At 69.2% G+C, this 21,964-nt stretch carries 23 protein-coding genes; 12 read left to right on the top strand and 11 right to left on the bottom strand.

The window, feature by feature from the left end; all coding sequences use genetic code 11:
• Nucleotides 1-110 precede the first annotated feature (110 nt).
• Entirely contained in the window at nucleotides 111-560 is a 450-nt protein-coding gene (locus AC2YHJ_RS06575; protein WP_487394797.1) for a nuclear transport factor 2 family protein, read from the top strand.
• Nucleotides 561-618: 58 nt separating this feature from the next.
• Here the strand turns inward: AC2YHJ_RS06575 and AC2YHJ_RS06580 are convergent, their stop codons facing one another.
• The 4 genes from AC2YHJ_RS06580 to AC2YHJ_RS06595 form a co-directional block, all read right to left on the bottom strand.
• A complete protein-coding gene (locus AC2YHJ_RS06580) occupies nucleotides 619-1,644 on the bottom strand; it encodes an amino acid ABC transporter substrate-binding protein (protein WP_487394799.1) in 1,026 nt (341 codons plus the stop codon).
• A 72-nt stretch (nucleotides 1,645-1,716) separates the two neighbouring features.
• The gene (locus tag AC2YHJ_RS06585; protein WP_487394801.1) at nucleotides 1,717-2,589 is read right to left on the bottom strand and encodes an SDR family oxidoreductase; all 873 of its coding nucleotides are present in this window, start codon (nucleotides 2,587-2,589) and stop codon (nucleotides 1,717-1,719) included.
• Nucleotides 2,590-2,594: 5 nt separating this feature from the next.
• Nucleotides 2,595-3,377: an enoyl-CoA hydratase gene (locus AC2YHJ_RS06590; protein WP_487394802.1), complete on the bottom strand. Its 783-nt coding sequence runs from the start codon at nucleotides 3,375-3,377 to the stop codon at nucleotides 2,595-2,597.
• Nucleotides 3,378-3,396: 19 nt separating this feature from the next.
• Entirely contained in the window at nucleotides 3,397-4,806 is a 1,410-nt protein-coding gene (locus tag AC2YHJ_RS06595; RefSeq protein WP_487394804.1) for an amidase, read from the bottom strand.
• A gap of 111 nt (nucleotides 4,807-4,917) precedes the next feature.
• Between AC2YHJ_RS06595 and AC2YHJ_RS06600 the strand changes: the two genes are divergently transcribed.
• Both AC2YHJ_RS06600 and AC2YHJ_RS06605 read left to right on the top strand, forming a co-directional pair.
• The gene (locus tag AC2YHJ_RS06600) at nucleotides 4,918-5,667 is read left to right on the top strand and encodes an SDR family oxidoreductase (protein WP_487394806.1); all 750 of its coding nucleotides are present in this window, start codon (nucleotides 4,918-4,920) and stop codon (nucleotides 5,665-5,667) included.
• Nucleotides 5,668-5,689: 22 nt separating this feature from the next.
• Entirely contained in the window at nucleotides 5,690-6,148 is a 459-nt protein-coding gene (locus AC2YHJ_RS06605; protein WP_487394808.1) for a DUF4329 domain-containing protein, read from the top strand.
• A 6-nt stretch (nucleotides 6,149-6,154) separates the two neighbouring features.
• Here AC2YHJ_RS06605 and AC2YHJ_RS06610 read toward each other — a convergent pair whose 3' ends face one another.
• Nucleotides 6,155-7,492: an aspartate aminotransferase family protein gene (locus AC2YHJ_RS06610; RefSeq protein ID WP_487394810.1), complete on the bottom strand. Its 1,338-nt coding sequence runs from the start codon at nucleotides 7,490-7,492 to the stop codon at nucleotides 6,155-6,157.
• A gap of 103 nt (nucleotides 7,493-7,595) precedes the next feature.
• Between AC2YHJ_RS06610 and AC2YHJ_RS06615 the strand changes: the two genes are divergently transcribed.
• The 3 genes from AC2YHJ_RS06615 to AC2YHJ_RS06625 are packed head-to-tail and all read left to right on the top strand — an operon-like array spanning nucleotide 7,596 to nucleotide 9,605.
• A complete protein-coding gene (locus AC2YHJ_RS06615; protein WP_487394999.1) occupies nucleotides 7,596-8,210 on the top strand; it encodes a glutathione S-transferase family protein in 615 nt (204 codons plus the stop codon).
• Nucleotides 8,207-9,328 (top strand): NAD(P)/FAD-dependent oxidoreductase, encoded by a 1,122-nt coding sequence (locus tag AC2YHJ_RS06620; protein ID WP_487394812.1) that lies wholly within the window; start codon nucleotides 8,207-8,209, stop codon nucleotides 9,326-9,328. Before AC2YHJ_RS06615 ends, AC2YHJ_RS06620 begins: the two co-directional genes overlap by 4 nt.
• On the top strand, nucleotides 9,309-9,605 hold the full coding sequence (locus AC2YHJ_RS06625) for a (2Fe-2S)-binding protein (RefSeq protein ID WP_487394814.1): 297 nt from the start codon (nucleotides 9,309-9,311) through the stop codon (nucleotides 9,603-9,605). The genes AC2YHJ_RS06620 and AC2YHJ_RS06625 overlap by 20 nt, the downstream gene beginning before the upstream one ends.
• 11 nt (nucleotides 9,606-9,616) lie before the next feature.
• Here the strand turns inward: AC2YHJ_RS06625 and AC2YHJ_RS06630 are convergent, their stop codons facing one another.
• Nucleotides 9,617-10,099, bottom strand: coding sequence for a hypothetical protein (locus AC2YHJ_RS06630; protein WP_487394816.1), 483 nt, complete (start codon nucleotides 10,097-10,099; stop codon nucleotides 9,617-9,619).
• A gap of 80 nt (nucleotides 10,100-10,179) precedes the next feature.
• Between AC2YHJ_RS06630 and AC2YHJ_RS06635 the strand changes: the two genes are divergently transcribed.
• From AC2YHJ_RS06635 to AC2YHJ_RS06650, 4 genes are read left to right on the top strand one after another with little or no spacing between them, the layout of a single operon-like run.
• A complete protein-coding gene (locus tag AC2YHJ_RS06635; RefSeq protein ID WP_487394817.1) occupies nucleotides 10,180-11,556 on the top strand; it encodes an FAD/NAD(P)-dependent oxidoreductase in 1,377 nt (458 codons plus the stop codon).
• Between the two features lie 59 nt (nucleotides 11,557-11,615).
• On the top strand, nucleotides 11,616-13,124 hold the full coding sequence (locus AC2YHJ_RS06640) for a L,D-transpeptidase family protein (RefSeq protein WP_487394819.1): 1,509 nt from the start codon (nucleotides 11,616-11,618) through the stop codon (nucleotides 13,122-13,124).
• 2 nt (nucleotides 13,125-13,126) lie between these two features.
• Nucleotides 13,127-13,717, top strand: coding sequence for a peptidoglycan L,D-endopeptidase MepK (locus AC2YHJ_RS06645; RefSeq protein WP_487394821.1), 591 nt, complete (start codon nucleotides 13,127-13,129; stop codon nucleotides 13,715-13,717).
• Between the two features lie 6 nt (nucleotides 13,718-13,723).
• A complete protein-coding gene (locus AC2YHJ_RS06650; RefSeq protein WP_487394823.1) occupies nucleotides 13,724-14,275 on the top strand; it encodes a phosphonate degradation HD-domain oxygenase in 552 nt (183 codons plus the stop codon).
• A gap of 6 nt (nucleotides 14,276-14,281) precedes the next feature.
• Here the strand turns inward: AC2YHJ_RS06650 and AC2YHJ_RS06655 are convergent, their stop codons facing one another.
• From AC2YHJ_RS06655 to AC2YHJ_RS06675, 5 genes are all read right to left on the bottom strand, one after another.
• Entirely contained in the window at nucleotides 14,282-15,964 is a 1,683-nt protein-coding gene (locus AC2YHJ_RS06655; RefSeq protein WP_487394825.1) for a putative 2-aminoethylphosphonate ABC transporter permease subunit, read from the bottom strand.
• Nucleotides 15,957-17,087 (bottom strand): ABC transporter ATP-binding protein, encoded by a 1,131-nt coding sequence (locus tag AC2YHJ_RS06660; protein WP_487394827.1) that lies wholly within the window; start codon nucleotides 17,085-17,087, stop codon nucleotides 15,957-15,959. The genes AC2YHJ_RS06655 and AC2YHJ_RS06660 overlap by 8 nt, the downstream gene beginning before the upstream one ends.
• A gap of 10 nt (nucleotides 17,088-17,097) precedes the next feature.
• Entirely contained in the window at nucleotides 17,098-18,120 is a 1,023-nt protein-coding gene (locus AC2YHJ_RS06665; RefSeq protein WP_487394829.1) for a putative 2-aminoethylphosphonate ABC transporter substrate-binding protein, read from the bottom strand.
• 83 nt (nucleotides 18,121-18,203) lie between these two features.
• Nucleotides 18,204-19,028: a phosphonoacetaldehyde hydrolase gene (gene phnX, locus AC2YHJ_RS06670; protein WP_487394831.1), complete on the bottom strand. Its 825-nt coding sequence runs from the start codon at nucleotides 19,026-19,028 to the stop codon at nucleotides 18,204-18,206.
• Entirely contained in the window at nucleotides 19,025-20,137 is a 1,113-nt protein-coding gene (locus AC2YHJ_RS06675; protein ID WP_487394833.1) for a TIGR03364 family FAD-dependent oxidoreductase, read from the bottom strand. The genes phnX and AC2YHJ_RS06675 overlap by 4 nt, the downstream gene beginning before the upstream one ends.
• A gap of 130 nt (nucleotides 20,138-20,267) precedes the next feature.
• Between AC2YHJ_RS06675 and AC2YHJ_RS06680 the strand changes: the two genes are divergently transcribed.
• Together AC2YHJ_RS06680 and AC2YHJ_RS06685 are read left to right on the top strand one after the other, a co-directional pair.
• A complete protein-coding gene (locus AC2YHJ_RS06680) occupies nucleotides 20,268-21,191 on the top strand; it encodes an ABC transporter ATP-binding protein (RefSeq protein WP_487394835.1) in 924 nt (307 codons plus the stop codon).
• Entirely contained in the window at nucleotides 21,191-21,961 is a 771-nt protein-coding gene (locus AC2YHJ_RS06685) for an ABC transporter permease (RefSeq protein ID WP_487394837.1), read from the top strand. The genes AC2YHJ_RS06680 and AC2YHJ_RS06685 overlap by 1 nt, the downstream gene beginning before the upstream one ends.
• Nucleotides 21,962-21,964 lie beyond the last annotated feature (3 nt).

Genomic DNA, 21,964 nt, shown 5'->3' on the forward strand with positions numbered 1-21,964 from the left:
GGAAAAGCGAAAAAGTGTTGATCAACACCCGTCGACGCTGTGGTCGCCGGCCTCTACCGTGCCGCGGCGCGCCAGAACGCCATGCCGGGTCCAAGATGATGGAGGAAACCATGCAGTCAGGAAGTCGTCGCGATGTCCTTGCCGGGGCAGCCGTACTGGCCAGCGTCACCCTCGTCGCGGGCGAGGTCGCAGCCCAGGATCAGGCCGCTGTAGGGCAGGCGGTGGAAGCCCTGACCAAGGCCATGCTCGAGGTGGATCGCGACAAGCTGCTGGCACTGACGGCCGCGCAGCTCAGCTACGGCCATTCCGCCGGGCGGATCGAGAACCGCCAGCAATTCGTGGACTACCTCGTCTCGCGCGTCAGTGCTTTCCGCAAGATCGAACTCAGTGAACAGACGATCGGCCTTGCAGGCAGCAATGCGATCGTACGGCACCTTTTCGTCGGGGAGACGGTGAACCCGCAGGGCCAGGTCAGCCCCGTGCGCATCGGTGTGCTGCAGGTCTGGACCAAGGCAGGCAGCGATTGGCAACTGCTCGCGCGGCAGGCCTATCGGCTCTGAACCGCCATTGGGAAGCAACGACCGGCCCCTGGATCGGGGCCGGTCGCGGCATCAGGGATCAGCGCATCGGCCAAGCGTACATCAGGCCACCATCCGTCCACAGCCGGTTCAGGCCGCGATCGAGGCCGATCGGCGTGTTGGGACCGATGGTGCGTTCGAACAACTCGCCATAGTTCCCGACCGCGCGGATCGCGTTGTAGGCCCAGGACACATCGAGCTTCAGCGCGTTGCCCAGAAGCGGATCGGCGCCCAGCAGGCGGCGGATCTCCGGGTTGGTGCTGGTGCGGCGAAGTTCCTCGGCATTCTGGCTGGTGACGCCAAGCTCCTCCGCATTGATCAGCGCGGAGACCGTCCAGCGGATCACATCGAACCACTCCTGGTCGTCACGCCGCACGACCGGGCCGTAGGGCTCCTTCGAGAAGCGCTGCGGCAGGATCACGAAGTCGTCGGGGCGGGCGAACTGGCTGCGAAGTGCTGCGAGCTGCGTGGCATCCGTGCCGATGGCATCGCAGCGGCCCGCCTGGAGGGAGGTCGCATTGTCCTGCATCCGCTCCTGCAGAACCGGGGTGAAGCGCAGGTTGTTGGTGCGGAACCAGTCGGTTGTCACGAGTTCATTCGTCGTGCCGGGGGACAGGCAGATGGTCATGCCGTCCATTTCCTTCGGGTCGCGGATGTTCGCATCGCGCCGCACCATGAAGCCGTGGCCGTCATAGAGGTTCGCGATGGTCAGCCGCAGGCCGAGCGTGGTGTCACGCGACATGGACAGCGTCGTCTGGCGGATCAGCACGTCGATCTCGCCCGATTGCAGCGCGGTGAAGCGCTGCACCGCGGTCAACGGCACGAAGCGGACCTTGTTCGGGTCGCCCAGCACGGCGGCCGCGACCGCACGGCAGAGATCGGCATCCATGCCGCGCCACACGCCCTGGCTGTCCGGCAGCGAGAAACCGGCGACGCCGACATTGACGCCGCAGGCGAGCACGCCGCGGCTCTTTACGCCGTCGAGCGTCGCACCCGCCATGGCCGGCGTGCCGAATGCGAGGGTGAGTCCCGCGGCCGCAGCCGCGATCCATCGTGTGGCCTTCATGGTCGTTCCTCCTGAATCGGACCCGTGCGCGCGGTTGTCGCGCCCGGGTCGGGCAGCGTCAATGTGCGGCGGTCAGCCGCGCTTCGCCTTGTCCGCCTCATTGCGCGCCCTGATGCGCGCGCGTGCTTCCTCCCATTCCGCATCGCCCCAGGCGAGATAGTCCTGGAAGCCGCCGCCGGTGGTCAGCCAGCCGCCGCCATCGAGCGCGATGGTCTCGCCGTTGATCCAGATCGGCGTCAGCAGGAAGGCGGCGAGGTCGCCGATGTCCTGCGGCGTGCCGATGCGTCGCATCGGATTGCCCACCGCAGCGCGCGCGGCGGGATCGTTCTCGCCGGGGCGAAGACGCGCGAACATGCCTTCGGTGGGAATGGTGCCGGGCGCGATGGCGTTGAGGCGGATGCCATAGCGCCCCCATTCGACCGCGAGCGACTTCGTCATCGCGTCGATCCCCGCCTTGGACATGGCCGATGGCACGACGAAGGGCGCGCCGGTGCGTACCCAGGTCACGATGATCGACACCACCGCGCCGCCGGTGCCGTCCTTGATCCATCGCTTGCCGAGCGCCTGCGTCACCTGGAAGGTGCCGTGGAAGACGATGTCGGCGATGGCGTGGAAGGCGCGGGAGGACAGGTCCTCCGTCCGGCTGACGAAATTGCCCGCGGCGTTGTTGATCAGATGCGTCGCGGGCCGGCCTTCCGCCCACATGGCGGCGACGGCCGCCTCGATCGCCTCGGGGTCCTTGATGTCCACGGCGCGCGCGCTGGCACGGCCGGGATGCTTCGCGTTCAACTCGGCCGCGGTCGCCTGCACCACCTCGCCACGGCGGCCCCAGATCTCGACCGACGCGCCGAGTGACAGCAGCCGTTCCGCCATCATCCGGCCAAGCCCGGTGCCGCCGCCCGTCACCAGCACGCGGGAACCGGCGAACAGATCCTCGCGGAACATCGCCGCTACTCCGCGGCGAGGAAACGGGTGAAGTCAGGCTTGCGCTTTTCCTGGAATGCGGCGACGGCTTCGGCGGCTTCCGGTCCGCGCAGCAGCGCACCGAACTTCGCGAATTCCTCGATCATGTGGGCGGACAGGCTTGCTTCGCCGGCCTGGCGCAACAGGCGCTTCGTGGTCGCCAGGGCGATGGGCGGCTTGGCGGCGAGCTTGCGCGCCACCGTCTCGGCCGTGTGGAACAGTTCGGCCAGCGGCACCACGGCATTGGCGATACCGGCACGCACCGCCGTCTCCGGCGTGAAGGCCTCGCCCAGCATCAGCAATTCGTTGGCGAGCAACTGTCCCCCGCGCTGCGGCACGACCAGGGAGGACCCGCCCTCCGGGCACAGGCCGAGATCGACGAAGGGCATGCGGAACACCGCGGTGTCGGCCGCATAGACGAAGTCGCAATGCAGCAGCAGCGTGGTGCCGATGCCGATGGCATAGCCCGCGACCGCGGCAACGACCGGCTTCGGGCAGGCACGCAGCGCGGCCAGCATTTCCCGAGCGGGGGATGGCACGTCGGCCTGCTGGTCGCCGCGCGCCTTGAAGTCGGCGACGTCATTGCCGGAGGTGAAGCAGGCCGCCCCACCGGTGATGAAGACGACGCGCACGGCGGGGGAGGTGGCTGCGTCGCGCAGCGCCTCACCCATCGCGGCGTACATGGCGCGCGTCAGGGCGTTCTTCTTGTCGGGCCGGTCGATGCGGATGGTGCGCAGCCCGGCTTCGTCGGTGACGACGATCTCGTTCATAGTGTCCTCCCTCAATCCTTCAGAGCATGATCGGCGGAACGGCCTCGCCGATCCAGCGTGCAATTGCCGTGGCCCGTTCATCCTGGTGCGGCTGGGCGGTGATGGCGATACCGAGCGGCATGCCCTCCACCGCCATGCGCGGCACCGTCACCACCGGGCAGCCCAGGCCCGAGGAGGCCGTGTTCATGATCGGATTGCCGGTGGTGTGCAGGATACGGTTGGTGGACCCCCCGGTATCGCCGGGCAGCGGCGCCGGGCCGCAGGCGGGCAGGCCGATGAAGGCGTCCACCTCGCCGGCGAGCGCGGCCTGGGCGCGGCGCATCTCCTCCCGCTGCAGCAGCCGCATGCGGTACTGCGGCAGCGTCACGGAACAGCCCAGTTCGAAGCGCGCCTTGAGGCTGTCGGACAGCGCGTCCGGGTTCTTCGCCATCATATTGGCGACCGACCAGGCGCTTTCATAGGCGCAGACATCGGTCGCCAGCGCCATCGCGCCCATCACGCGCTGTTCCAGTGCCTCCAGCAGAGGATGGTCGGTGCGGCGGATGATCGCGACACCCTGCGCCCTCAGCGCATCCAGCGCCTTGTCGAAGGCCGCGATGGCCTTGGGTTCGGCGAGCGGCCAGCCTTCCGTCTCCAGCACCGCGAGGCGGCGCGGCTTCAGCGCGGGTGGCGGGGTCTCGCCGGTGAAGTAAAGGCCCGGTGCGCCGGGATCGCCCCCGACGCGCTTCGTGATCTCCACCGCGACGGCCCACATGTCCTCCGCGCTGCCGGCATGGATGCCGACGGTGGATTGGCTGAAGCCCTGGCGCTCCCCGCGGTTCAGTGCGCCCTGCGTCGGCTTCAGCGCCCAGTTGGCGTTGAAGGATGCCGGCCGGATCACGCTGCCCAGCACCTGCGTGCCGATCGCGACAGGCAGCATCTGCGCGCTGATCACCGCGCCGGAACCGGAGGACGACCCGCCCGGTGTGCGCCGCAAATCGAAGGGATGGCGCGTGGGGCCGGGATGCGACATGCCGAGTTCGGTCGTCACCGTCTTGCCGACGATGACCGCACCCGCCTGGCGCAGCGCCTGCACCAGCGCGGAATCGCGGCCCGGCCGGTTCCCCTTGTAGAAGGCGCTGCCCATCTCGGTCGGCATGTCGCGCGTCTCGAGCAGATCCTTGATGCCAACCGGCATACCGTCGATCGGCGAGAGCGGCGCGCCCGCCTTGTAGCGTGCCGTGCTGGCGTCCGCCGCCTCGCGCGCGCCGGCCTCGTTCAGGCTGGCGAAGGCCATCACCTGCGGCTCGCGCGCCGCGATGGTGGCGAGGCAGCGTTCCAGATAGGCGCGCGGCGTGTCCGATCCGTCGAGGAAACGCGGCACCGCATCGTGGAAGGTCAGCGGGCGGAAGGTCCTGGGCGAATAGGATTGCGGGGCAGGCAGGTCCATGCGGCGTCTCCTCGGCTGTCGGCATGCTCGCCCGCGATGCCGCTGCCGGCAAGGCTGACAGCCGCGCGCGCTTCCGCGACAATGCCGGCAAGAAAGCATCAGGAGGACGCCATGGCACGGCAGGTGATGATGGTGACGGGTGGCTCACGGGGCATCGGCGCGGCGACGGCGCTGCTCGCGGCCCGGCGGGGCTATGACCTGCTGCTGACCTACCGCAGCGAGACTGCGCGCGCCGAGGCCACCGCCCGCGCCTGCGAGTTCGAAGGCGCACGCGTCGTGCTGATGCAGGGCGATGCGGGGGTGGAAAGCGACATCCTTGCCGCCTTCAACCGCGCCGACGAGGCATTCGGACGGGTCGACGTTCTGGTGAACAATGCCGGCATCACCGGGCCGAAGCGGCTGCTCGCCGACAGCACGCTGGCGGATTGGACATCGGTCTTCATGCCGAATGTGATCGGCGTGGCGCTGCATTGCCGGGAGGCGGTGCGGCGCATGTCCACCAAGCGCGGTGGGCAGGGCGGAGTGATCGTCAACGTCTCCTCCCGCGCCTCGGAGATCGGCGGGGGCGGCGAATGGATCCACTACGGCGCCAGCAAGGGCGCGATCGACACGATGACCATCGGCCTCGCTCGAGAGGTCGCGACCGAAGGCATCCGCGTCAACGCCGTGAATCCCGGCCTCATCGAGACGGAGATCCATGCCGCCTCCGGCCAGCCGGACCGGCTCGCCAGGCTGTCACCGGGCGTGCCGCTCGGCCGGCCGGGGCAGGCGGAGGAGGTTGCTGAAGCGATTCATTTCCTGGCCTCCGGCGCCGCGTCATACATCACGGGAGCGTGCCTGCCGGTGGGCGGCGGGCGGTGAAACCCATGAGAGGTCCTGGCCCATGCCACGCAATCCCTGGGGGCAGTTCAAGGCTCGCACGCATGACGTGATCCTCGCCGAGGAGAAGGCCATTGCGCTGTTCAACGAGCATCTCGGCAAGTCGATCGAGGAGGCCGTCGAGTACGGCGGCGTGCTCTACATCGAGGGCAGCGAATGCCTCACCACTGGGCCCTTCCACGGCGACCGCGCCGAGCCAACGGTGAAAATCCACCAATATGAGCCGAATTGCGGCTGCCCGACGGGAACCAAGCCGATCGGCTACTGGCACACCCATCCGCGCCTGTCCGGCGCGGGACAGGCGCTGGTGTGGGACCATTTCGAGGGTCCCGACGTCGACATCGCCAATGACTACCATCTGCACGGGTATATCGGCGCGCTGGACGGCAGGCTGATCTGGTACGACTGGACCGAGAAGAAGGAGCACACGCTGAACGGCGTGCTCCGCAACACCACCGACTGACGCGGATCAGGCCGGCGTCAGCACCGGCTTTCGCGCCGCGCAGAACTCCTCGACAGCGGCGACGAAGCGGGCGCAGTCGGCGTCGGTGACCGGCAGCATCAGCGCCACCATGCCGCGCCGGGCGAGGTAGAGCCCGGCGGCAAGCATGTCGAAGAAGAACAACTCGCGCATCTGCTCCTCGGCCGGGCTCGCCTTGTAGGCGGCGGTGATCGGCCCGGCGCGGAAATGCGGGTTCATCATCGACCCCACGCCCGTGAACTGCACCGCGACGCCATGCTTCGCGCAGGCGGCGTTGCAGGACGCGCGAAGCGCCTCGCCGCGGGCGAACAGCGCCTCGGCTGCGGCCTCGTCGAAGATCTCGCCCATCGCGACGCAACCGGCGGCCATCGACAGCACGTTGTTGTTGAAGGTACCCGCATGGGGCATCGCCCCCGGCTTGTGGCCGTCGAACATCGCCATCACGTCGGCCCGTCCGCCGAAGGCGCCGAACGACATGCCACCCGCCATGTATTTCCCGAAGGTCGTCATGTCCGGCGTGATGCCGAGACGTTGCTGCAGCCCGCCATAGCCGTGGCGGCTGGTCATCACCTCGTCGAAGATCAGCAGCGCGCCGGTTTCCTTCGCCGCGTCGCGCAGCGCCTGGAGGAATTCGCGGCTGGCCGGGATGCAGCCGCCCGATCCCTGCATCGGCTCGACGATCACGGCGGCGAGCTTGTCGCCCACCTCGCGGATCGCCGCCGCGGCGCCCGCCGCGTCGTTGTAGTCGGCGAAGCGCATCGGGATCGGCAGGTTGACCGGCGAGATCGGCACGCCGACCGGGAAGGTGAAGACGCCGCCGTGATAGCCGCCGCGGAAGGCCAGCACCTCGGTGCGCCCTGTGAAGCCGCGCGCGCCGGCCAGCGCCATGATGTTGGCTTCGGTGCCGGAATTCGTGAAGCGCACCTGCTCGACTGAGGGGAAGCGCCCGCAGATCAGCGCCGCGAGCTTGCCTTCGTTCTCACCCACCGCAGCGAGGTTGATGCCGCGATCCATCGCCGCCTTGACGGCGTTCAGGATGCGCACCTCGGAATGGCCGAACAGGCCGGCAGTGTATTCGCCGCAAAGGTCGAGGTACTCGCGCCCATCGGCATCCCACACGCGCGCGCCGTCGCCGCGCACCATCGCGGTGGGGAAGGGGGTGTAGAACAGCACGGTGCGGGTGTTGCCGCCTGCCAGCACCTCCCGCGCCTTGGCGTGGATCGCCGCGCTTTTCGGACGAGCCGTGCTGTAGGCCTCGCGCGCCTCGATCAGCGCGGCTTCGAGGTCGCTGTTGCGCGGGTCGCGCGGTGCGTCGAGCGGGCTCATGGCGTCCTCCGGCAGGTCGGGCGAAGGCTCGCCCCGCCGTGCCGGGGCGTCAACCCGAAAGGGGGCTTCGCCGGATGGACGGCTGCGGCTAACCTCGCCGGTGATGGCAACCGTCTATGGCATGGCGCCGTCCGGCAATTGCTGGAAGGTGGCGCAGATCCTTCGCCTTACCGGGCAACCCTTCCGCTGGGTCGAGGTCGACACCAATGGCGGCGAGACGCGCCGCCCCGAATTCCTCCGCCGGAACCCCTTCGGCAAGGTGCCGGTGCTCGAACTGGATGACGGCACGGTGCTGGTGGAATCGAATGCGATCCTGGCGCATGTCGCGGAAGGCACGCCCTGGCTGCCGCCGCCCGGCCTGCCGCGCACGCGCGTCTTTGAATGGCTGTTCTTCGAGCAATACAGCCACGAGCCCTACATAGCCGTCGCGCGCAACATCCGCGCCTATCTCGGCACCGCGGCGGAGAATGCGGATCGCCTGGCGCGCTGCGACGAGGCCGGCGCGCGGGCGCTTGACGCGATGGAACACCGCCTTGCTACGCATGACTGGCTGACCGATGCGGGGCCAACCATCGCGGACCTCGCGCTGTTCGCCTACACCCATGTGGCGGATGAGGGCGGCTTCGACCTGCGGCGCTGGCCGGGTGTAGCCGCGTGGGTCGCGCGCCTTGCGGCGCTGCCCGGCATCGTCACCCTGCCCCGTAGGGCGGCGGCGTGACCCCGCGGCACGTAGAGGCGATCGTCATTGGCGGCGGCCTCGTCGGCGCGGCCATTGGGCTCGGCCTGCGCGACCGCGGCCTCGATACGGTGCTGCTGGACGAAGGCGACATCGCCTTCCGCGCATCGCGCGGGAATTTCGGCTTGGTCTGGGTGCAGTCGAAGGGCCTCGGTGCGCCTTGGTACCAGCGATGGACGCGCAATTCGGCGCAGCAATGGCTCGCGCTCGCCGCCGATCTCGCATCGCGCACCGGCATCGACACGGCGCTGCAGCAGCCGGGCGGCATCGGCCTTTGCCTCAGTGAGGCGGAATTCGAGGACCGATCCCGCCGTATGGCGCAGATGCGGGAGGAGGCCGGCAATTTCGGCTTCGACTACCGCATGATCCGCGCCGAGGAACTGCGCGACATGCTGCCGGGCCTCGGGCCGAGCGTCGTGGGCGGATCCTTCACACCCTATGACGGGCATGCTGGCCCCTTGCCGCTGCTGCGTGCCCTGCATCGTGCCTTCACCGAGGCGGGCGGCGCCTATGTCCCCAATGCCAAGGTCACCGAGGCGAGCGCGGCGCCGCACGACTTCCGCGTCGACACCGCCGCCGGCGCTTTCGCCGCGCCGCGCGTCGTTCTCGCCGCCGGGCTCGGCAATGCGGATCTCGCGCCGCTCTTCGGGCTGCATGCGCCGGTGCGGCCGCAGAAGGGCCAGGTGCTGGTCACTGAACGCGCGCAGACCATCATGCCCATGCCCACCACCAGCATCCGCCAGACTGCCGAGGGCAGCATCCTGCTGGGCGACAGCCAGGAGGAAGCCGGCTTCGACCTCAGCCAGAAGCCGCCGGTCATGGCGACAATCGCCGAACGCGCGGTGCGTTCCTTCCCCTGGATCGCCGAGCTGAACATCGTGCGTGCCTGGTCGGCATTGCGCGTGATGGCACCGGACGGCCTGCCGATCTACGACGAGTCCGAGCGCTACCCCGGCGCCTTCACCGCCAATTGCCATTCCGGCGTGACGCTGGCCGGGGCACATGCGCGTGTGCTGGCGCCAATGATTGCGGCCGGCGCCCTCGATCCCGTACTCGCCCCCTTCTCTGCAAAGCGATTCGATGTTCAGAACGCGGCCTGACGCCCGCCCCGCCACCGTCGAGGTGTTCGTCGAAGGTGCTCCCGTGCTGGTGCCCGAGGGCGCCTCGGCTGCTGCCGCCGTGCTGATCGCCGGCCATGCCGCGATCCGCGAGACGGCGGTGACCGGCACCCCGCGCGGCCCGCTTTGCCTGATGGGCGTGTGCTTCGACTGCCTGGCCGAGATCGACGGCGTGGCGAACCGCCAGGCCTGCATGGTGACCGTTGTCCCGGGCATGCGCATCGCGCGCCAGCACGGCGCGCGGGCGGCGCGGCCATGACGGCGCTCATGTCAGCCCAGCGGGCGGAACCGCTTGCTGGCGAGGATCGCGAGCAGGATGAACGCCAGCAGCAGCAGCCCTTGCGCGGCGGCGAAGGGCGGCTCGCCTTGGGTCGGCGCCAGCTCATGCGCCGCGGGGATCTTCAGGAAGACCTGAACCACGGCCACGAAGGCATCGAGATAGGTGGCGAGCACCACGCCCAGCACGTAGATCAGCCGCCACTTCCCGGCATAGCCGAAGGCGTAGCGGCCGAGCGCCGCGGCGCCGAGCGCGAGCAGCGACACGACGCCGAAGATGTGCGACGGCAGGATGCGATCGACCGGGAACAGGAAGCCGGTGGCGCTGGTCAGGATCGCCGTCGCCAGGAACAGCGCCGTCATGCCTGGCAACGTGTGCCCGCCCAGCATACCCAGCACCACCACCAGGCCGGCGACGAGTGCGATGAGGCTGACGACGGTATGGAAACCGAGCAGAGTCGTGACGTCGAAGATCATCGCTATTGGCGTTCCGGCTGCGTGACGACAGACTGCATGCACATCCCTGCGCGTGCAATGCAGCATGTGGAGTCAGGCGCATGACGCCGGATGTTGCCATCATCGGCGCCGGCCCTGCCGGCATGGCCGCCGCCATCGAGGCTCGCGCCCAGGGCCTGTCCGTGCTGGTGGCCGATGAGAACGCAGCTCCCGGTGGCCAGGTTTTCCGTGCCGCCGAGGCCGCGGCCTCGGACACCGCCGTCGGCCCCGAGATAGCGCCCGGCCTGCCGCTGATCGCGGCCTTCCGCGCCAGCGGCGCCACCTATCGGTCGGCGACCACGCTCTGGCATCTCGACCCGGAGGATGGCGTGCTCAGCCTGTCCGCCGCCGGTCACACGGAAACAGTGAACGCCCGGCGCATCATCCTCGCCACCGGTGCGCAGGAACGGCCGGTGCCGATCCCGGGCTGGACGCTGCCCGGCGTGATGGGCGCGGGGGCGGCGCAGATCCTGCTGAAGACCACCGGGGCGGTGCCGTCGGGGCGGCTGGTGCTGGCGGGGCAGGGGCCGCTGGTCTGGCTGCTGGCGGTGCAACTCGCCCGCGCCGGCGCGCCGCCGCTGGTGCTCGAGACGCGGCAGGGCCGCATCGCCGCCGCCCTCGCCAGGGCGCGTGGTGGTCTCTGGGCTGGGCGGCACATGCTCGCCAAGGGCCTGGGACTGATGGCGGAGGCGCGACGGGCCGGTATCCGTGTCGTCGGGGGGGTGCGCGGGCTGCGCGCCGAGGGCAGCGGTCGGGTCGAGCAGGTGCATTGGGATGGCGGCTCAGCCCCTTGCGACACGCTGCTGCTGCATGAGGGTGTGATCCCGGCCACCCAGGTGTCGCGGGCCATCGGGCTCGACCACACCTGGGATGCGGCGCAAGGTTGCTGGCGGCCGGTCGTGGACGCCTATGGGGCGGCCTCGCTCGACCGCATCGCCGTGGCGGGTGATGGCGCGGGCATCGGCGGGTGGGAGGCGGCGGTCGCCGCGGGGCGCCTCGCCGGGCTGGACGCCGCCCGCCGCCTTGGCGCCCTGGACAAGAACGGCTTCGCCGCGCACACCGCCGCGCCGCTTGCCGCCCGGGCGAAGGCGCTGGCGCTGCGGCCCTTCCTCGATGCGCTCTATACCCCGTCGCAGGATGTGCTGCGCCCGGCCGACGCGACCGTCGTCTGCCGCTGCGAGGAAGTGACGGCTGGGGAGATCCGTGCCGCCGCCCGGCTTGGCGCGACCGGCCCGAACCAGCTCAAGGCCTATCTGCGATGCGGCATGGGCCCCTGCCAGGGCCGGTTGTGCGCGCCAACGGTCGCCGGCCTGATCGCCGAGGTGCGGGGTCTGTCGCCGGAAGAGGTACCGCCGCTGCGGCCGCGCGCGCCCTACAAGCCCATCACGGTCGGCGCGCTCGCCGAAAGTGCTGCCTCTGTGCAACAGGGTGTGGCCTGAAAGCGTCGTCCTTCCTCGGAACGATTGGCTTTTGCCGCGCTGCGACTTACGAAAGTGACATGCGCCGCGCCCTTCTCCTGTCCATCCTGACCCTTCCCATCTTCGCCCGCCTGCCAGCCTCCGCGCAGGGCAGCGATGCGGTGCCCGCCGCCTCCGATGCCGCCGTCGCGCGGCTCGCCGAGCGGCTGGCGCGGCTGGAGGAGGATGGGCTGGACCCACGGCACTACGGCGTACCCGCCGCATCCCGGACCGATATCCTGCGCGGGGCGCAGGCGGCACTGACAGACCTGTTGCTGGGCCGTGTCGCCTCGCTGCGCGGGCGGGTCGACCTGCGCCGCGATCCGGCGGCCGTGCCGCTGGCGGCCTGGATGGCGGAACTCGCGGCTTCGCCGGAGCCCGCGCAGGTGATCGACCGGGCGGCCGACCTGCCGCCGGATGCCCGCGCCATCAAGGCCGAGCTCGCCGGATACCGCGCGCTTGCCGCCGCCGGCGGCTGGCCGCGGATCAGCGGCGACCTGCAGCGCACGCTGGAACCCGGCACGACCGATGCCGCGCGCGTGCCGCAACTGCGCGCCCGACTCGGCGCGACCGACCCCGCGCTGGCTGCCCAGGACCGTGCAAGCCCGATCTACGACGTGCCGCTGCAGGAGGCGGTGCGCCGCTTCCAGGAGCATGAGGCGCTCGAGGCCGATGGCCGCATCGGACCGATCACCTGGACCGTGCTGAACACGCCGGTCGAGGCGAAGGTCGCGCAGCTGCGCGTCGCACTCGACATGCGGCGCGGCCAGGGGCGGGCGCCGGCCGAACGCCGCATCGAGGTCAATATCCCGCATTTCCGCTTCCACCTGCTGGAGGGCGAGCGGAAGGTGCTCGACATGGCGGTGATCGTTGGGCGGCGGGACCGGCAGACGCCGATGCTCAACGTCCGCATGACGTCGGTGCAGTTCAACCCGCCCTGGGGCGTGCCGGAACGCAATGCGCGGGAGGACCTGCTGCCGCGCTTCCGCCGCGACCCCGCAGCGATGCAGGCGCGCGGCTTCCGCCTCTACCAGCGCGTCGAGGGCGAGGTGGTGCAGGTCGATGCCACCACCGTCGATTTCAGTGGCTACAGCCGGACCAACTTCCCCTATTTCGTCCGCCAGGAAGCGGGCGACGCCAATGCGCTCGGCCGCATCAAGTTCATCATGCCGAATGGCGACGACATCTACATGCATGACACGCCGGACCGGCATTTGTTCCGCCGGCCCGACCGGGCCTTCTCCTCGGGCTGTATCCGGCTCGAGCGGCCCATGGAGTTGCTTTCCGAGGCACTCTCGGGCACAGCGGGCTGGGACCGGGCGCGGGTGGACCGCGTCCTGGCCAGCCGTGCGACCACCAGCGCGGCGCTGGCTCGCACCATTCCGGTGCGGCTGCACTACACCACCGTCATCGTGGATGGAGGCAGAGTGATCATGCGCCCTGACATTTATGGCCTCGACGCCGAATACGCCCGTGCCCTGGACCGCGCGACCAACCAGCGCATCGCTTCCGCGGAAGGGGGGGCGACACGCGGGACAGGGGCTCGCTGACCGTGCGGCGCCTGTTCCATCGTTTCGACTGTCCCTGCTGCGATCCGGTCGTCTCCAAGCGGCGCGAGGTTATTCGCGCCGGCCTGGGCGGTCTGGTGGCGCTCGCCGTTGCGCCCGCCGCGGCGCAGGCGCAATCCGCTGGTGCCGGCGGCGCCCGGACCATCCGCATTCGCCGCGTGCAGACCGGCGAATCCTTCGAGGGCATCTACTGGCGCGACGGACGTTACGACCGCGACGCGCTGCGCCGCCTGGACGTGCTGTTCCGCGATCCGTCGATGGATGAGACCACGCCGATGGATCCGCGCCTGTTCGATGTGCTGTTCACCGTCGCCCGCCACGTCGATTCGGATGAATTCTACGAGGTGATCAGCGGCTACCGCGCGCCGGAGACCAATGCGGCGCGCGCTCAGCAATCCCGCCGCGTCTCGCGCGTGTCGCTGCACATGTCGGGCATGGCTGCGGATGTGCGCCTGCCGGGGCGGCAGTCCATGGGGATCGCCCGCACGGCGGCCGACATGCAGGTCGGTGGGGTCGGGCTGTATCGCCGCGACGGCTTCGTGCATCTCGATTGCGGGCCGGCGCGGCGCTGGTGACCGGCCATGGATGGTGATGTCCTCCGCACCATTCACGACATGCTCGAACATCGCGCCGATGGCCCCTACGGCCTGCACAATGTGACGCAGCGCGAGCATGCGCTGCAATCCGCCTGGCTGGCGGAACGCGACGGCCACCCGCCGGCTTTGATCGCCGCCGCGCTGATGCATGACATCGGGCATCTGGTGCACGAGCTCGGCGAGAACCCGGCGGAGGAAGGCATCGACGACCGGCATGAGGAACTCGGCAATGCCTGGCTCGCGAAGCATTTCGGGCCGGAGGTGAGCGAGCCGGTGCGGCTGCATGTCGCCGCGAAACGATATCTCTGCGCGACCGAGGCGGATTACTTCGGCAAGCTGTCGCCCGACAGCGTGCTGAGCCTGTCCTTGCAGGGCGGGCCGATGTCGGCGGAGGAGGTCGCGGCCTTCGAGGCGCTGCCGTATCACGCCGAGGCTGTGCAACTGCGCCGGTACGACGACGAGGCGAAGGTGAAGGACCTCGTCACCCCGCCGGTCGCGCATTTCATGACCTATGTGGCGGGCTGCCTGCGGGGGTAGGCGACTTCAGCGTCGCCAGGCCTGTGTCAGCCTCGCAACCACCCGGCCCAGCGCCAATTGCGACACCTTCGCGCCCGTGGTGATGCCGAGGATCACCACCGCCATCGCCGCCGCGGCGCTGGCCTGGCCGGCCTCGTCCATATGCACCACGGCAACCGAGGCGGGCTTGGTGTCCGGGCCGTAGAGGAAGATCACCGCGCTGACCGTCGTCATGGCGCTGACGAACAGGTACATCGCGATCTCCAGGATCGCCGGCAGGCAGATCGGCACCGTCACGCGGGCGAAGGTCACCCAGATCGGCACGCGCATCGACGCGCCTACTGCCTCGAATTCAGGGTCGAGCTGGCGGATCGCCGTGACCGCCGTGAGGTGCCCGACCGTGTAGAAATGCACGAGCGAGTTCAGCACCAGGATCGCCACGGTCCCGTATAGAAAGCCGAACGGATTGGCCGGGTGGTTGAAGAACAGGACATAGGCGAGGCCGAGCACCAGGCCCGGCACGGAGAGCGGCACCGAGGCCGCGAAGCGCGCCATGCCCGGCAGGATGCCTCGCTGCGCGCCACGTTCCAGCACATAGGCGATGACGAAGATGATGATCGTGCCGATCACCGCGACCAGTGCGGCCATGCGCACCGACAACCACACCGTGTCCCAGCCTGATGCGTCGAAGCGTGTGAAGTCGTAGTTGTCGAGCGTAAGCGACAGGTTGTAGGGCCAGAAGCGGATCAGTGACCCCCAGGCCGCGACGCCGACGATGCCGATGAGTATAGCGGCGACGACCAGGCACAGCCCGAGCAGTGGCAGGTCGCGTCCCCGACGTGCCGCGGGCCTCAGGGGCACGGCACGGCCCGACAGCGTTGCCGACCGTTGCCGCGTGGCCCAGCGGTCCAGCAGATAGGCCAGCACCGCCGGTGCCAGCAGCACCAGCCCGACCACCGCACCCATGTTGAAGTTCTGCAGCCCGACCACCTGCTTGTAGACATCGGTGGCGAGCACCGGGAACTGCCCGCCGATCACCTTGGGGATGCCGAAGTCGGTCATTACCAGGGTGAAGACCACGACGAAGGCGGAGACGAGGCCGTAGCGCGCGCCGGGCAGCGTCACGGTCCAGAAGATGCGCAGCCGCGATGCCTTGAGCGCCGCCGCCGCCTCGTACAGCCGCGCATCGGCCGTGGACAGCGCCACGGACAGGATCAGCGCCGCAGAGGGGAAGCAGTAGAAGATCTGAGCGATGATGATGCCGATCGGGCCGTAGATGCTGTGCCCCAGCAGCACCCCGCGCAGCATGCCCTGGTTGCCGAACAGGTAGACCAGGGCTAGGGCGGGCAGCAGCGAGGGTGCGAGCAGCGGCAGCATCATCGCCGCGCGGAAGCCGGCCTTGAACGGCATGCAGGACCGCGTCAGCGCATAGGCATAGAAGAAGGCGAGCGGGACCACGATCGCAGCGGTCAGCGCCGCGGTCCACAGGCTGTTCCAGGCCGCGCCCAGCAGCGCCGGCGTGGTGGCATAGGCGCGGAAATTGTCGAAGCCGGCGAAGCCGCCCTGCGGTGTCTCGAAGGCGCGCAGAAGAAGTGTGGCGAGCGGCAGCACCAGGAAGACCGCCAGGAAGGCGAGGGCAAGCCACAGGCCGCCGCGCATCACCGCCTGGTCGAGCGAGACGCGCGGGTGCGACACGGCGGCGTCAGACATCCTCGGGGAAGACCATCAGATGCTCGCGCGGCAGCGTCGCGGCGACCTCCGCGCCAGGCAGCGCGCCAAGTGCTGCGAGTTCGGCCGGCGAGACGCTGGCGAGCAACCGCAGCGGGCCGGCCTCGAGCGACAGCCGCACCACGGGCCCGAGGAACTCCAGCCCCGTCACCACCGCATCCAGCGCGCCCTCCGGCGCGGCATCGGGGCGATGCAGGCGCAGATGCTCGGGCCGGATGAAGCAGGTGACACGTGTGCCGTAGAGCAGCGACCGCGCCGCATCCGCCGCCAGGCGCAGGCCGCCGGCGACGATCAGCCCGGGTGGCGTGTCCACCACCGCCTCGATCCGGCTGGAATGACCGACGAAGCCGGCGACGAAGGGGCTGGCGGGGCGGTCGTAGATCCCGGCCGGCGTGCCGATCTGCTCGATCCTGCCGCGGCTCATCACCACGATGCGGTCGGAGACGCCCATCGCCTCCTCCTGGTCGTGCGTCACCATGATGGTGGTCACGCCGAGGCGCTGCTGCAGCGATCGGATCTCCTGCCGCAGATGCTGGCGCACGATGGCATCCAGCGCCGACAGTGGTTCGTCGAGCAGCAGCAGCCCCGGTTCATTGGCCAGCGCGCGGGCCAGCGCGACGCGCTGCTGCTGCCCGCCGGACAGTTGCGCCGGATACTTCGGCGCATGTTCAGCGAGCCCGATCAGCGACAGCAGCTCGGCCACGCGCTCGCGCACCCGCGCCTTTGGCCAGACGCGTCCGCGCAGCCCATAGGCGATGTTCTGCGTGACCGTCAGGTTGGGAAACAGCGCGTAGGATTGGAAGACGATGCCGAAGTCGCGCTCCGCGGGCGGCAGGTGGGTGATGTCCCGCCCGCCCTGCAGGATGCGCCCCGTGGTCGGCGGGTCCAGCCCCGCGATGCCGCGCAGCAGCGTCGTCTTGCCGCAGCCGGACGGGCCGAGGAAGGTGACGAATTCCCCCGCCCGTACCGCAAGGTTCACCCGGTGCAGGGCGACGAAGCTGCCGAACTGCTTGCCGACCTCATGCGCTTCGAGATAGGGCGCGGCGCGGAAGGCGCGGTTCTCCGCGTCCTCAACCACGGCGATGTCGGGAGCGGGCGCGGTCACGGAAGCCGCGTCAGTTCCGCGGCGCCGACTTGCCGTCGAAGCGCGATGCCCAGTCACGCAGCAGGCGGTCGCGTTCCAGTGCGATGGCGCGGAAATCCGCATCCACCAGCCGCTGCGAGAACTCGGCCGGATAGCCGCGCACCGAGGCATCGACGCCGGGCAGCGCCAGCAGCGCGTAGAAGCGTCCATAGGTCTCCATCGCCGGGCGGGAGACGGCGAAATCCGCCAGGCGCCGCGCGGCGGCCAGGTTGCGCGTGCCGCGCAGGATCGCCGTTGCCTCCAGGTCGAAGCCGACGCCGTCGGTCGGCACGATGATCTCGATCGGCGCGCCCTGGTTGCGCAGCGTCACCGCCCGCATGTCGAGCGAGATGCCGACGCCGAATTCGCCGCGCGCTGCGTTATTGCAGGGCGCCGAGCCGGAGTGCGTGTATTGCTGGATGTTGTCGTGGAGCCGCGTCATGAAGTCCCACGCGCCCGCTTCGCCGCGGCGGCCGATCCAGCCCGCCATGGTCAGGAAGCCGGTGCCCGAGGAATTCGGGTTCGGCATCACGATCTGCCCACGGAAGGCCAGGTTCAGCAGGTCCTCCCAGGTCGTCGGGCGCGGCAGGTTGCGCTGCTGCGCCACCATAGTGTTGAAGCAAATCGCCGAGACGAAGGCGTCCATCCCCGTCCAGGTCATCGGGTTGCGGTCAGACCGCATGGATGGGCGCAACGCCTCGGCCCCGGCAGGCGTATAGGGCTCGAGCATGTCGAGCCCTTCCATCTGCAGCAGCGAGAAGACCGACAGCCCCCACACCACATCGGCGCGCGGATTGGCGCGCTCGGCGATCAGGCGGGCGGTGATGACGCCGGTGGAATCGCGCACCCAGGCGATCTCGATGTCGCGCAACGCGGTTTCTGCGGCCTGCTTGAAGGGCTGCAACTGCTCGTTCTCGAGCGCGGTATAGACGGTCAGCCGTGTGCGCTGCTGCGCCTCGGCAGCCGCGGGCAGCAGGCCCGCGAGGGCAAGGGCGAGTAAAGCAAAGCGGCGCATGCGGCGTCTCCCGTCAGTCAGCGGTTGCCGTGCCTAGCGTGCTCCCCAAGTCGCTAGTGTGACACGCGGATTGCGGTTCCGTGTCAACTCCATTCCACCAGGCCGGGCGTTTCGCCCGCAGTGAGCCGCGCTTCGATATGCGCGACCACGGCGGGAAGATCGGCGATCGAATCAACCACGAGGTGTGCACCGGCGCGCGTCAATTGCTCCGCTGCGTAGCGGCGCAGCGCGTCGCGGTCCTCCGGCGTCAGCGCGGCAAGGCCCTCGGCCGACAGCCCGGCGATGTTGCCCGAAAGTGCGAGGCCCACGGCCCAGCAGCCGGCCGCGCGGGCTTCCCCGATTCCTGGCGGCGTGTCGTCCAGTTTCACCACGGTGCTGGCCGGCCAGATGCCCATTGCCGACATGGCGTGCCACATCTGCAAGGGCGCGGGGCGACCGGCGGCGAGATCGCCGGCGCAGACCATCACCTCCGGCGCGAAGCCCTGCGCGGCCGCAAGCGGGGCCAGCCGTTCCATGATCGGGCGGGTATAGCCGGTGGTCGATCCGATGCGGATGCCGCGCGCCGCGCACCAGTCAATCGCTGCCTTCGCGCCGGGGATCAACGCGCTGTGCGCTTCCACGGCGGCGACGTTCAGCGGTTCGAAGACATTGAAGATGGCGTCGATCGCTGCATCATCGAAGTCGCGCCCATGCTTCGCCCGCCAAGCGGCGGCGACGGTCGGTGCGGTGCCGACCAGGCGGATGTGGTCGCGCTTGGCCATGCCCATCGGCCCGCGCGCATCGGCGATGGAAATGGTCACGCCGAAATGAGCGAAGGCCTCGACGAAGGCGCCCATCGGGGCGCGGCTGCCATGGTCGAGCACGGTGCCCGCCCAGTCGAGAATGACGGCCTTGATCTTGCGGGTCATGGGTTCGCCTCGAAATCGGCCAGCACTTCCTCGGCGAGGCCGAAGGCGGTGGAGGCACCGGTGCCGGAGGTGACGGAAACCAGGCGCACGCCCGGCGCGGGGGTCTCGAAGAAGGCATCCTCGGGGCCGGATGGATACAGCCCCGTCCAGCGTTCGACGACGCGTGGCGCCGGCAGGTCGAGCACGCGCTGCGCCTCCCGGATGATCAGCGCATCCACATGCTCGGGCTGGAAGGGGTCGGGCGTGGGTCCATAGTGGTGGCTGTCGCCGACCACGAGCGAACCGTCAGCACCCTGCACGACGATCAGGTGGACGCCGTGTTCCAGTTCCTCGGCCTGTTCCGCCGCAAGCCGTGTGCGCAGCGCGGGCAGGGACGGGCAATCGGCATAGCCGCGATAGCGATGCAGGCCGAGATCGCTCATCACCGCGGCGGGCAGGCGCCAGCCCGGATTGGCGAGGCGCAGCATATGCAGCTTGCACAGCGTCACCTCCCGCCGCGCGAAGGCATCGGGGAACAGCGTCGCGATGTCCGCACCCGGGCAGACCACGATGCGCGGCGCGCGGAAGGTGCCGCGCGTCGTCTCGACCTCACCCGTCCCCACGGCATGCACCGCGACATGGCGGATGAAGCGGATGCCGAGCGCGCCCTCCATCCAGGCGGCCAGCCGCGGAATGGCGTCGCGGCTTTCGACACGCAGTTCGTGCGGGCTGTGCAGCGCGGCAAGCAGGCCGGGCGCGCGCAGCGGCGACGGAATCTCGGCGCCACGCAGGATGCGGCAGCCGTCGCCCATCGGGCCGGCAGCAAATTCCTGGATGACCGCGACCGCTTCGGGCCGCCGCACCGCCATCAGCAGCCCTCGGTGATGTACGGGGATGCCGGCGAGGGGCGCGACTTCGGCCCAAACCTCTCGTGCGCGGCGGGCGCGGTGCCAGGTGTGCGGGGTGCCCTGGCCGGTGACGGTGACGAAGCCGAAATTGCGGATGCTGGCGCCATTGGCCTGGGCATCGCGGTCGATGACAGTCACGCGCTGCCCGGCGCGGGCGGCATGCAGCGCATGCGCCAGCCCGACGATGCCTGCGCCGACGACGAGAAGGTCCGAATCGTCCATGGCGCGATGCCTAGCACAGGGGGCGGCGAATGAGCCTGCCCGATGATGTGACAGGCCGTCCTGGGCCGGCCCTGCTGCGTCGATCGCCTGCCACTGGTATGGCTGTCGGATGACCATGAGAGTCGAGGCAATGCCACCCATCCTCTCCGTCTCCGGTGTCGAGAAGCACTACGATTCGGGTCTCACGGCGCTCGGCGGCGTCGATCTGGAGGTCCGCCGGGGCGAGATCTTCGCACTGCTCGGGCCGAACGGCGCCGGCAAGACAACCCTCATCAGCATCATCTGCGGCACGGTCACGATGACGTCAGGCACGGTGCTTGTCGGCGGCCATGACGTGGTGACGGATTTCCGCGCGGCGCGCTCGATCATCGGCCTGGTGCCGCAGGAGATCGCGCTCGATATCTTCTCCACCGTCTGGAACACCGTGCGGTTCAGCCGCGGCCTGTTCGGCCGTTCGCCCGACCCGGCTTATCTCGAGCAGCTCCTGCGCGATTTGTCGCTGTGGGACAAGCGCAACAGCAAGGTCATCGAACTTTCAGGCGGCATGAAGCGCCGCGTGATGATCGCGAAGGCGCTGAGCCACGAACCCGAGTTGCTGTTCCTCGACGAGCCGACGGCCGGCGTCGACGTCAACCTCCGCCGCGACATGTGGGCGCTGGTCCGCAGGCTGCGCGACAAGGGCGTCACCATCGTCCTGACCACGCACTACATCGAAGAGGCCGAGGACATGGCCGATCGCGTCGGCGTCATCGACAAGGGGCGCATCCTGCTGGTCGAGGACATGGCGACGCTGATGGACAAGCTGGGCAAGCGCCGCCTCACCCTCGTGCTGCAGCACCCCATGACGGCGATCCCGGCCGAGCTTGCCGGCTGGCCGCTCCAGCTTCAGGCCGACGGGCAGCAACTTCTCTACACTTTCGACGCCAATGCGGAGGGCACGGGCGTGCCGGGGCTGCTCAAGCGGCTCGGCGAGCTCGGCATTGACTTCAAGGATCTCGACACCGAGCGGAGTTCGCTCGAGGAAATCTTCATCAGCCTGGTGGAGCCCGCGTGATGACTGGCATCAACTACCACGGCATATGGGCCATCTACCGCACCGAGATGCAGCGGGCCTTCCGCACCGTCTGGCAGAGCATCATCACGCCGGTGATCACCACGGCGCTGTACTTCATCGTCTTCGGCGCGGCGATCGGGTCGCATATGCAGCAGCTTGGCGGCGTCGACTACGGCGCCTTCATCGTGCCCGGCCTGATGATGCTGACCATCCTCACGCAGAGCATCTCGAACGCCTCGATCGCCATCTACTTCCCGAAATTCACGGGCACCCTCTTCGAGCTCCTCTCCGCGCCTCTCTCGGCTTTCGAATCCGTATTCGCCTATGTCGGGGCGGCGGCGACCAAATCCATGGTCATCGGCCTCATCATCCTGCTGACCGCGACCTTCTTCGTGCGGATCGAGATCCTCCATCCGGTCTGGATGGTGGCCTTCCTGGTCATCACCTCCGTCGCGTTCAGCCTGTTCGGCTTCATCATCGGCATCTGGGCCAAGAGCTTCGAGCAGCTCGCCATCGTGCCGTCCCTGGTGATAACGCCGCTGACCTTCCTCGGCGGGGCCTTCTATTCGATCGACATGTTGTCGCAGCCCTGGCGGACCATCAGCCTGTTCAATCCCGTGGTCTACCTGGTCAGCGGCTTCCGCTGGAGCTTCTTCGGCGTTGGCGACGTCAGCGTGGCAGCGAGTCTCGCATTCATGGCGTGCTTCATGACGCTCTGCCTCGGGGTGCTGTGGTGGATGTTCCGCACCGGATACCGGCTGAAGCCATAGGAA

The sequence above is a fragment of the Roseomonas sp. SRI_022 genome, assembly GCF_057586215.1.

Excerpts from the sequence above, each read along its gene's own strand:
- AC2YHJ_RS06630 (WP_487394816.1), bottom strand. The coding sequence starts at position 10,099 with ATGATCTTCGACGTCACGACTCTGCTCGGTTTCCATACCGTCGTCAGC.
- AC2YHJ_RS06575 (WP_487394797.1), top strand. The coding sequence starts at position 111 with ATGCAGTCAGGAAGTCGTCGCGATGTCCTTGCCGGGGCAGCCGTACTG.
- AC2YHJ_RS06605 (WP_487394808.1), top strand. The coding sequence starts at position 5,690 with ATGCCACGCAATCCCTGGGGGCAGTTCAAGGCTCGCACGCATGACGTG.
- AC2YHJ_RS06655 (WP_487394825.1), bottom strand. The coding sequence starts at position 15,964 with ATGTCTGACGCCGCCGTGTCGCACCCGCGCGTCTCGCTCGACCAGGCG.
- AC2YHJ_RS06580 (WP_487394799.1), bottom strand. The coding sequence starts at position 1,644 with ATGAAGGCCACACGATGGATCGCGGCTGCGGCCGCGGGACTCACCCTC.
- AC2YHJ_RS06595 (WP_487394804.1), bottom strand. The coding sequence starts at position 4,806 with ATGGACCTGCCTGCCCCGCAATCCTATTCGCCCAGGACCTTCCGCCCG.
- AC2YHJ_RS06625 (WP_487394814.1), top strand. The coding sequence starts at position 9,309 with ATGTTCAGAACGCGGCCTGACGCCCGCCCCGCCACCGTCGAGGTGTTC.
- AC2YHJ_RS06665 (WP_487394829.1), bottom strand. The coding sequence starts at position 18,120 with ATGCGCCGCTTTGCTTTACTCGCCCTTGCCCTCGCGGGCCTGCTGCCC.
- AC2YHJ_RS06675 (WP_487394833.1), bottom strand. The coding sequence starts at position 20,137 with ATGGACGATTCGGACCTTCTCGTCGTCGGCGCAGGCATCGTCGGGCTG.
- AC2YHJ_RS06650 (WP_487394823.1), top strand. The coding sequence starts at position 13,724 with ATGGATGGTGATGTCCTCCGCACCATTCACGACATGCTCGAACATCGC.
- AC2YHJ_RS06585 (WP_487394801.1), bottom strand. The coding sequence starts at position 2,589 with ATGTTCCGCGAGGATCTGTTCGCCGGTTCCCGCGTGCTGGTGACGGGC.
- AC2YHJ_RS06685 (WP_487394837.1), top strand. The coding sequence starts at position 21,191 with ATGACTGGCATCAACTACCACGGCATATGGGCCATCTACCGCACCGAG.
- AC2YHJ_RS06640 (WP_487394819.1), top strand. The coding sequence starts at position 11,616 with ATGCGCCGCGCCCTTCTCCTGTCCATCCTGACCCTTCCCATCTTCGCC.
- AC2YHJ_RS06680 (WP_487394835.1), top strand. The coding sequence starts at position 20,268 with ATGCCACCCATCCTCTCCGTCTCCGGTGTCGAGAAGCACTACGATTCG.
- phnX (WP_487394831.1), bottom strand. The coding sequence starts at position 19,028 with ATGACCCGCAAGATCAAGGCCGTCATTCTCGACTGGGCGGGCACCGTG.
- AC2YHJ_RS06615 (WP_487394999.1), top strand. The coding sequence starts at position 7,596 with ATGGCAACCGTCTATGGCATGGCGCCGTCCGGCAATTGCTGGAAGGTG.
- AC2YHJ_RS06610 (WP_487394810.1), bottom strand. The coding sequence starts at position 7,492 with ATGAGCCCGCTCGACGCACCGCGCGACCCGCGCAACAGCGACCTCGAA.
- AC2YHJ_RS06635 (WP_487394817.1), top strand. The coding sequence starts at position 10,180 with ATGACGCCGGATGTTGCCATCATCGGCGCCGGCCCTGCCGGCATGGCC.
- AC2YHJ_RS06600 (WP_487394806.1), top strand. The coding sequence starts at position 4,918 with ATGGCACGGCAGGTGATGATGGTGACGGGTGGCTCACGGGGCATCGGC.
- AC2YHJ_RS06590 (WP_487394802.1), bottom strand. The coding sequence starts at position 3,377 with ATGAACGAGATCGTCGTCACCGACGAAGCCGGGCTGCGCACCATCCGC.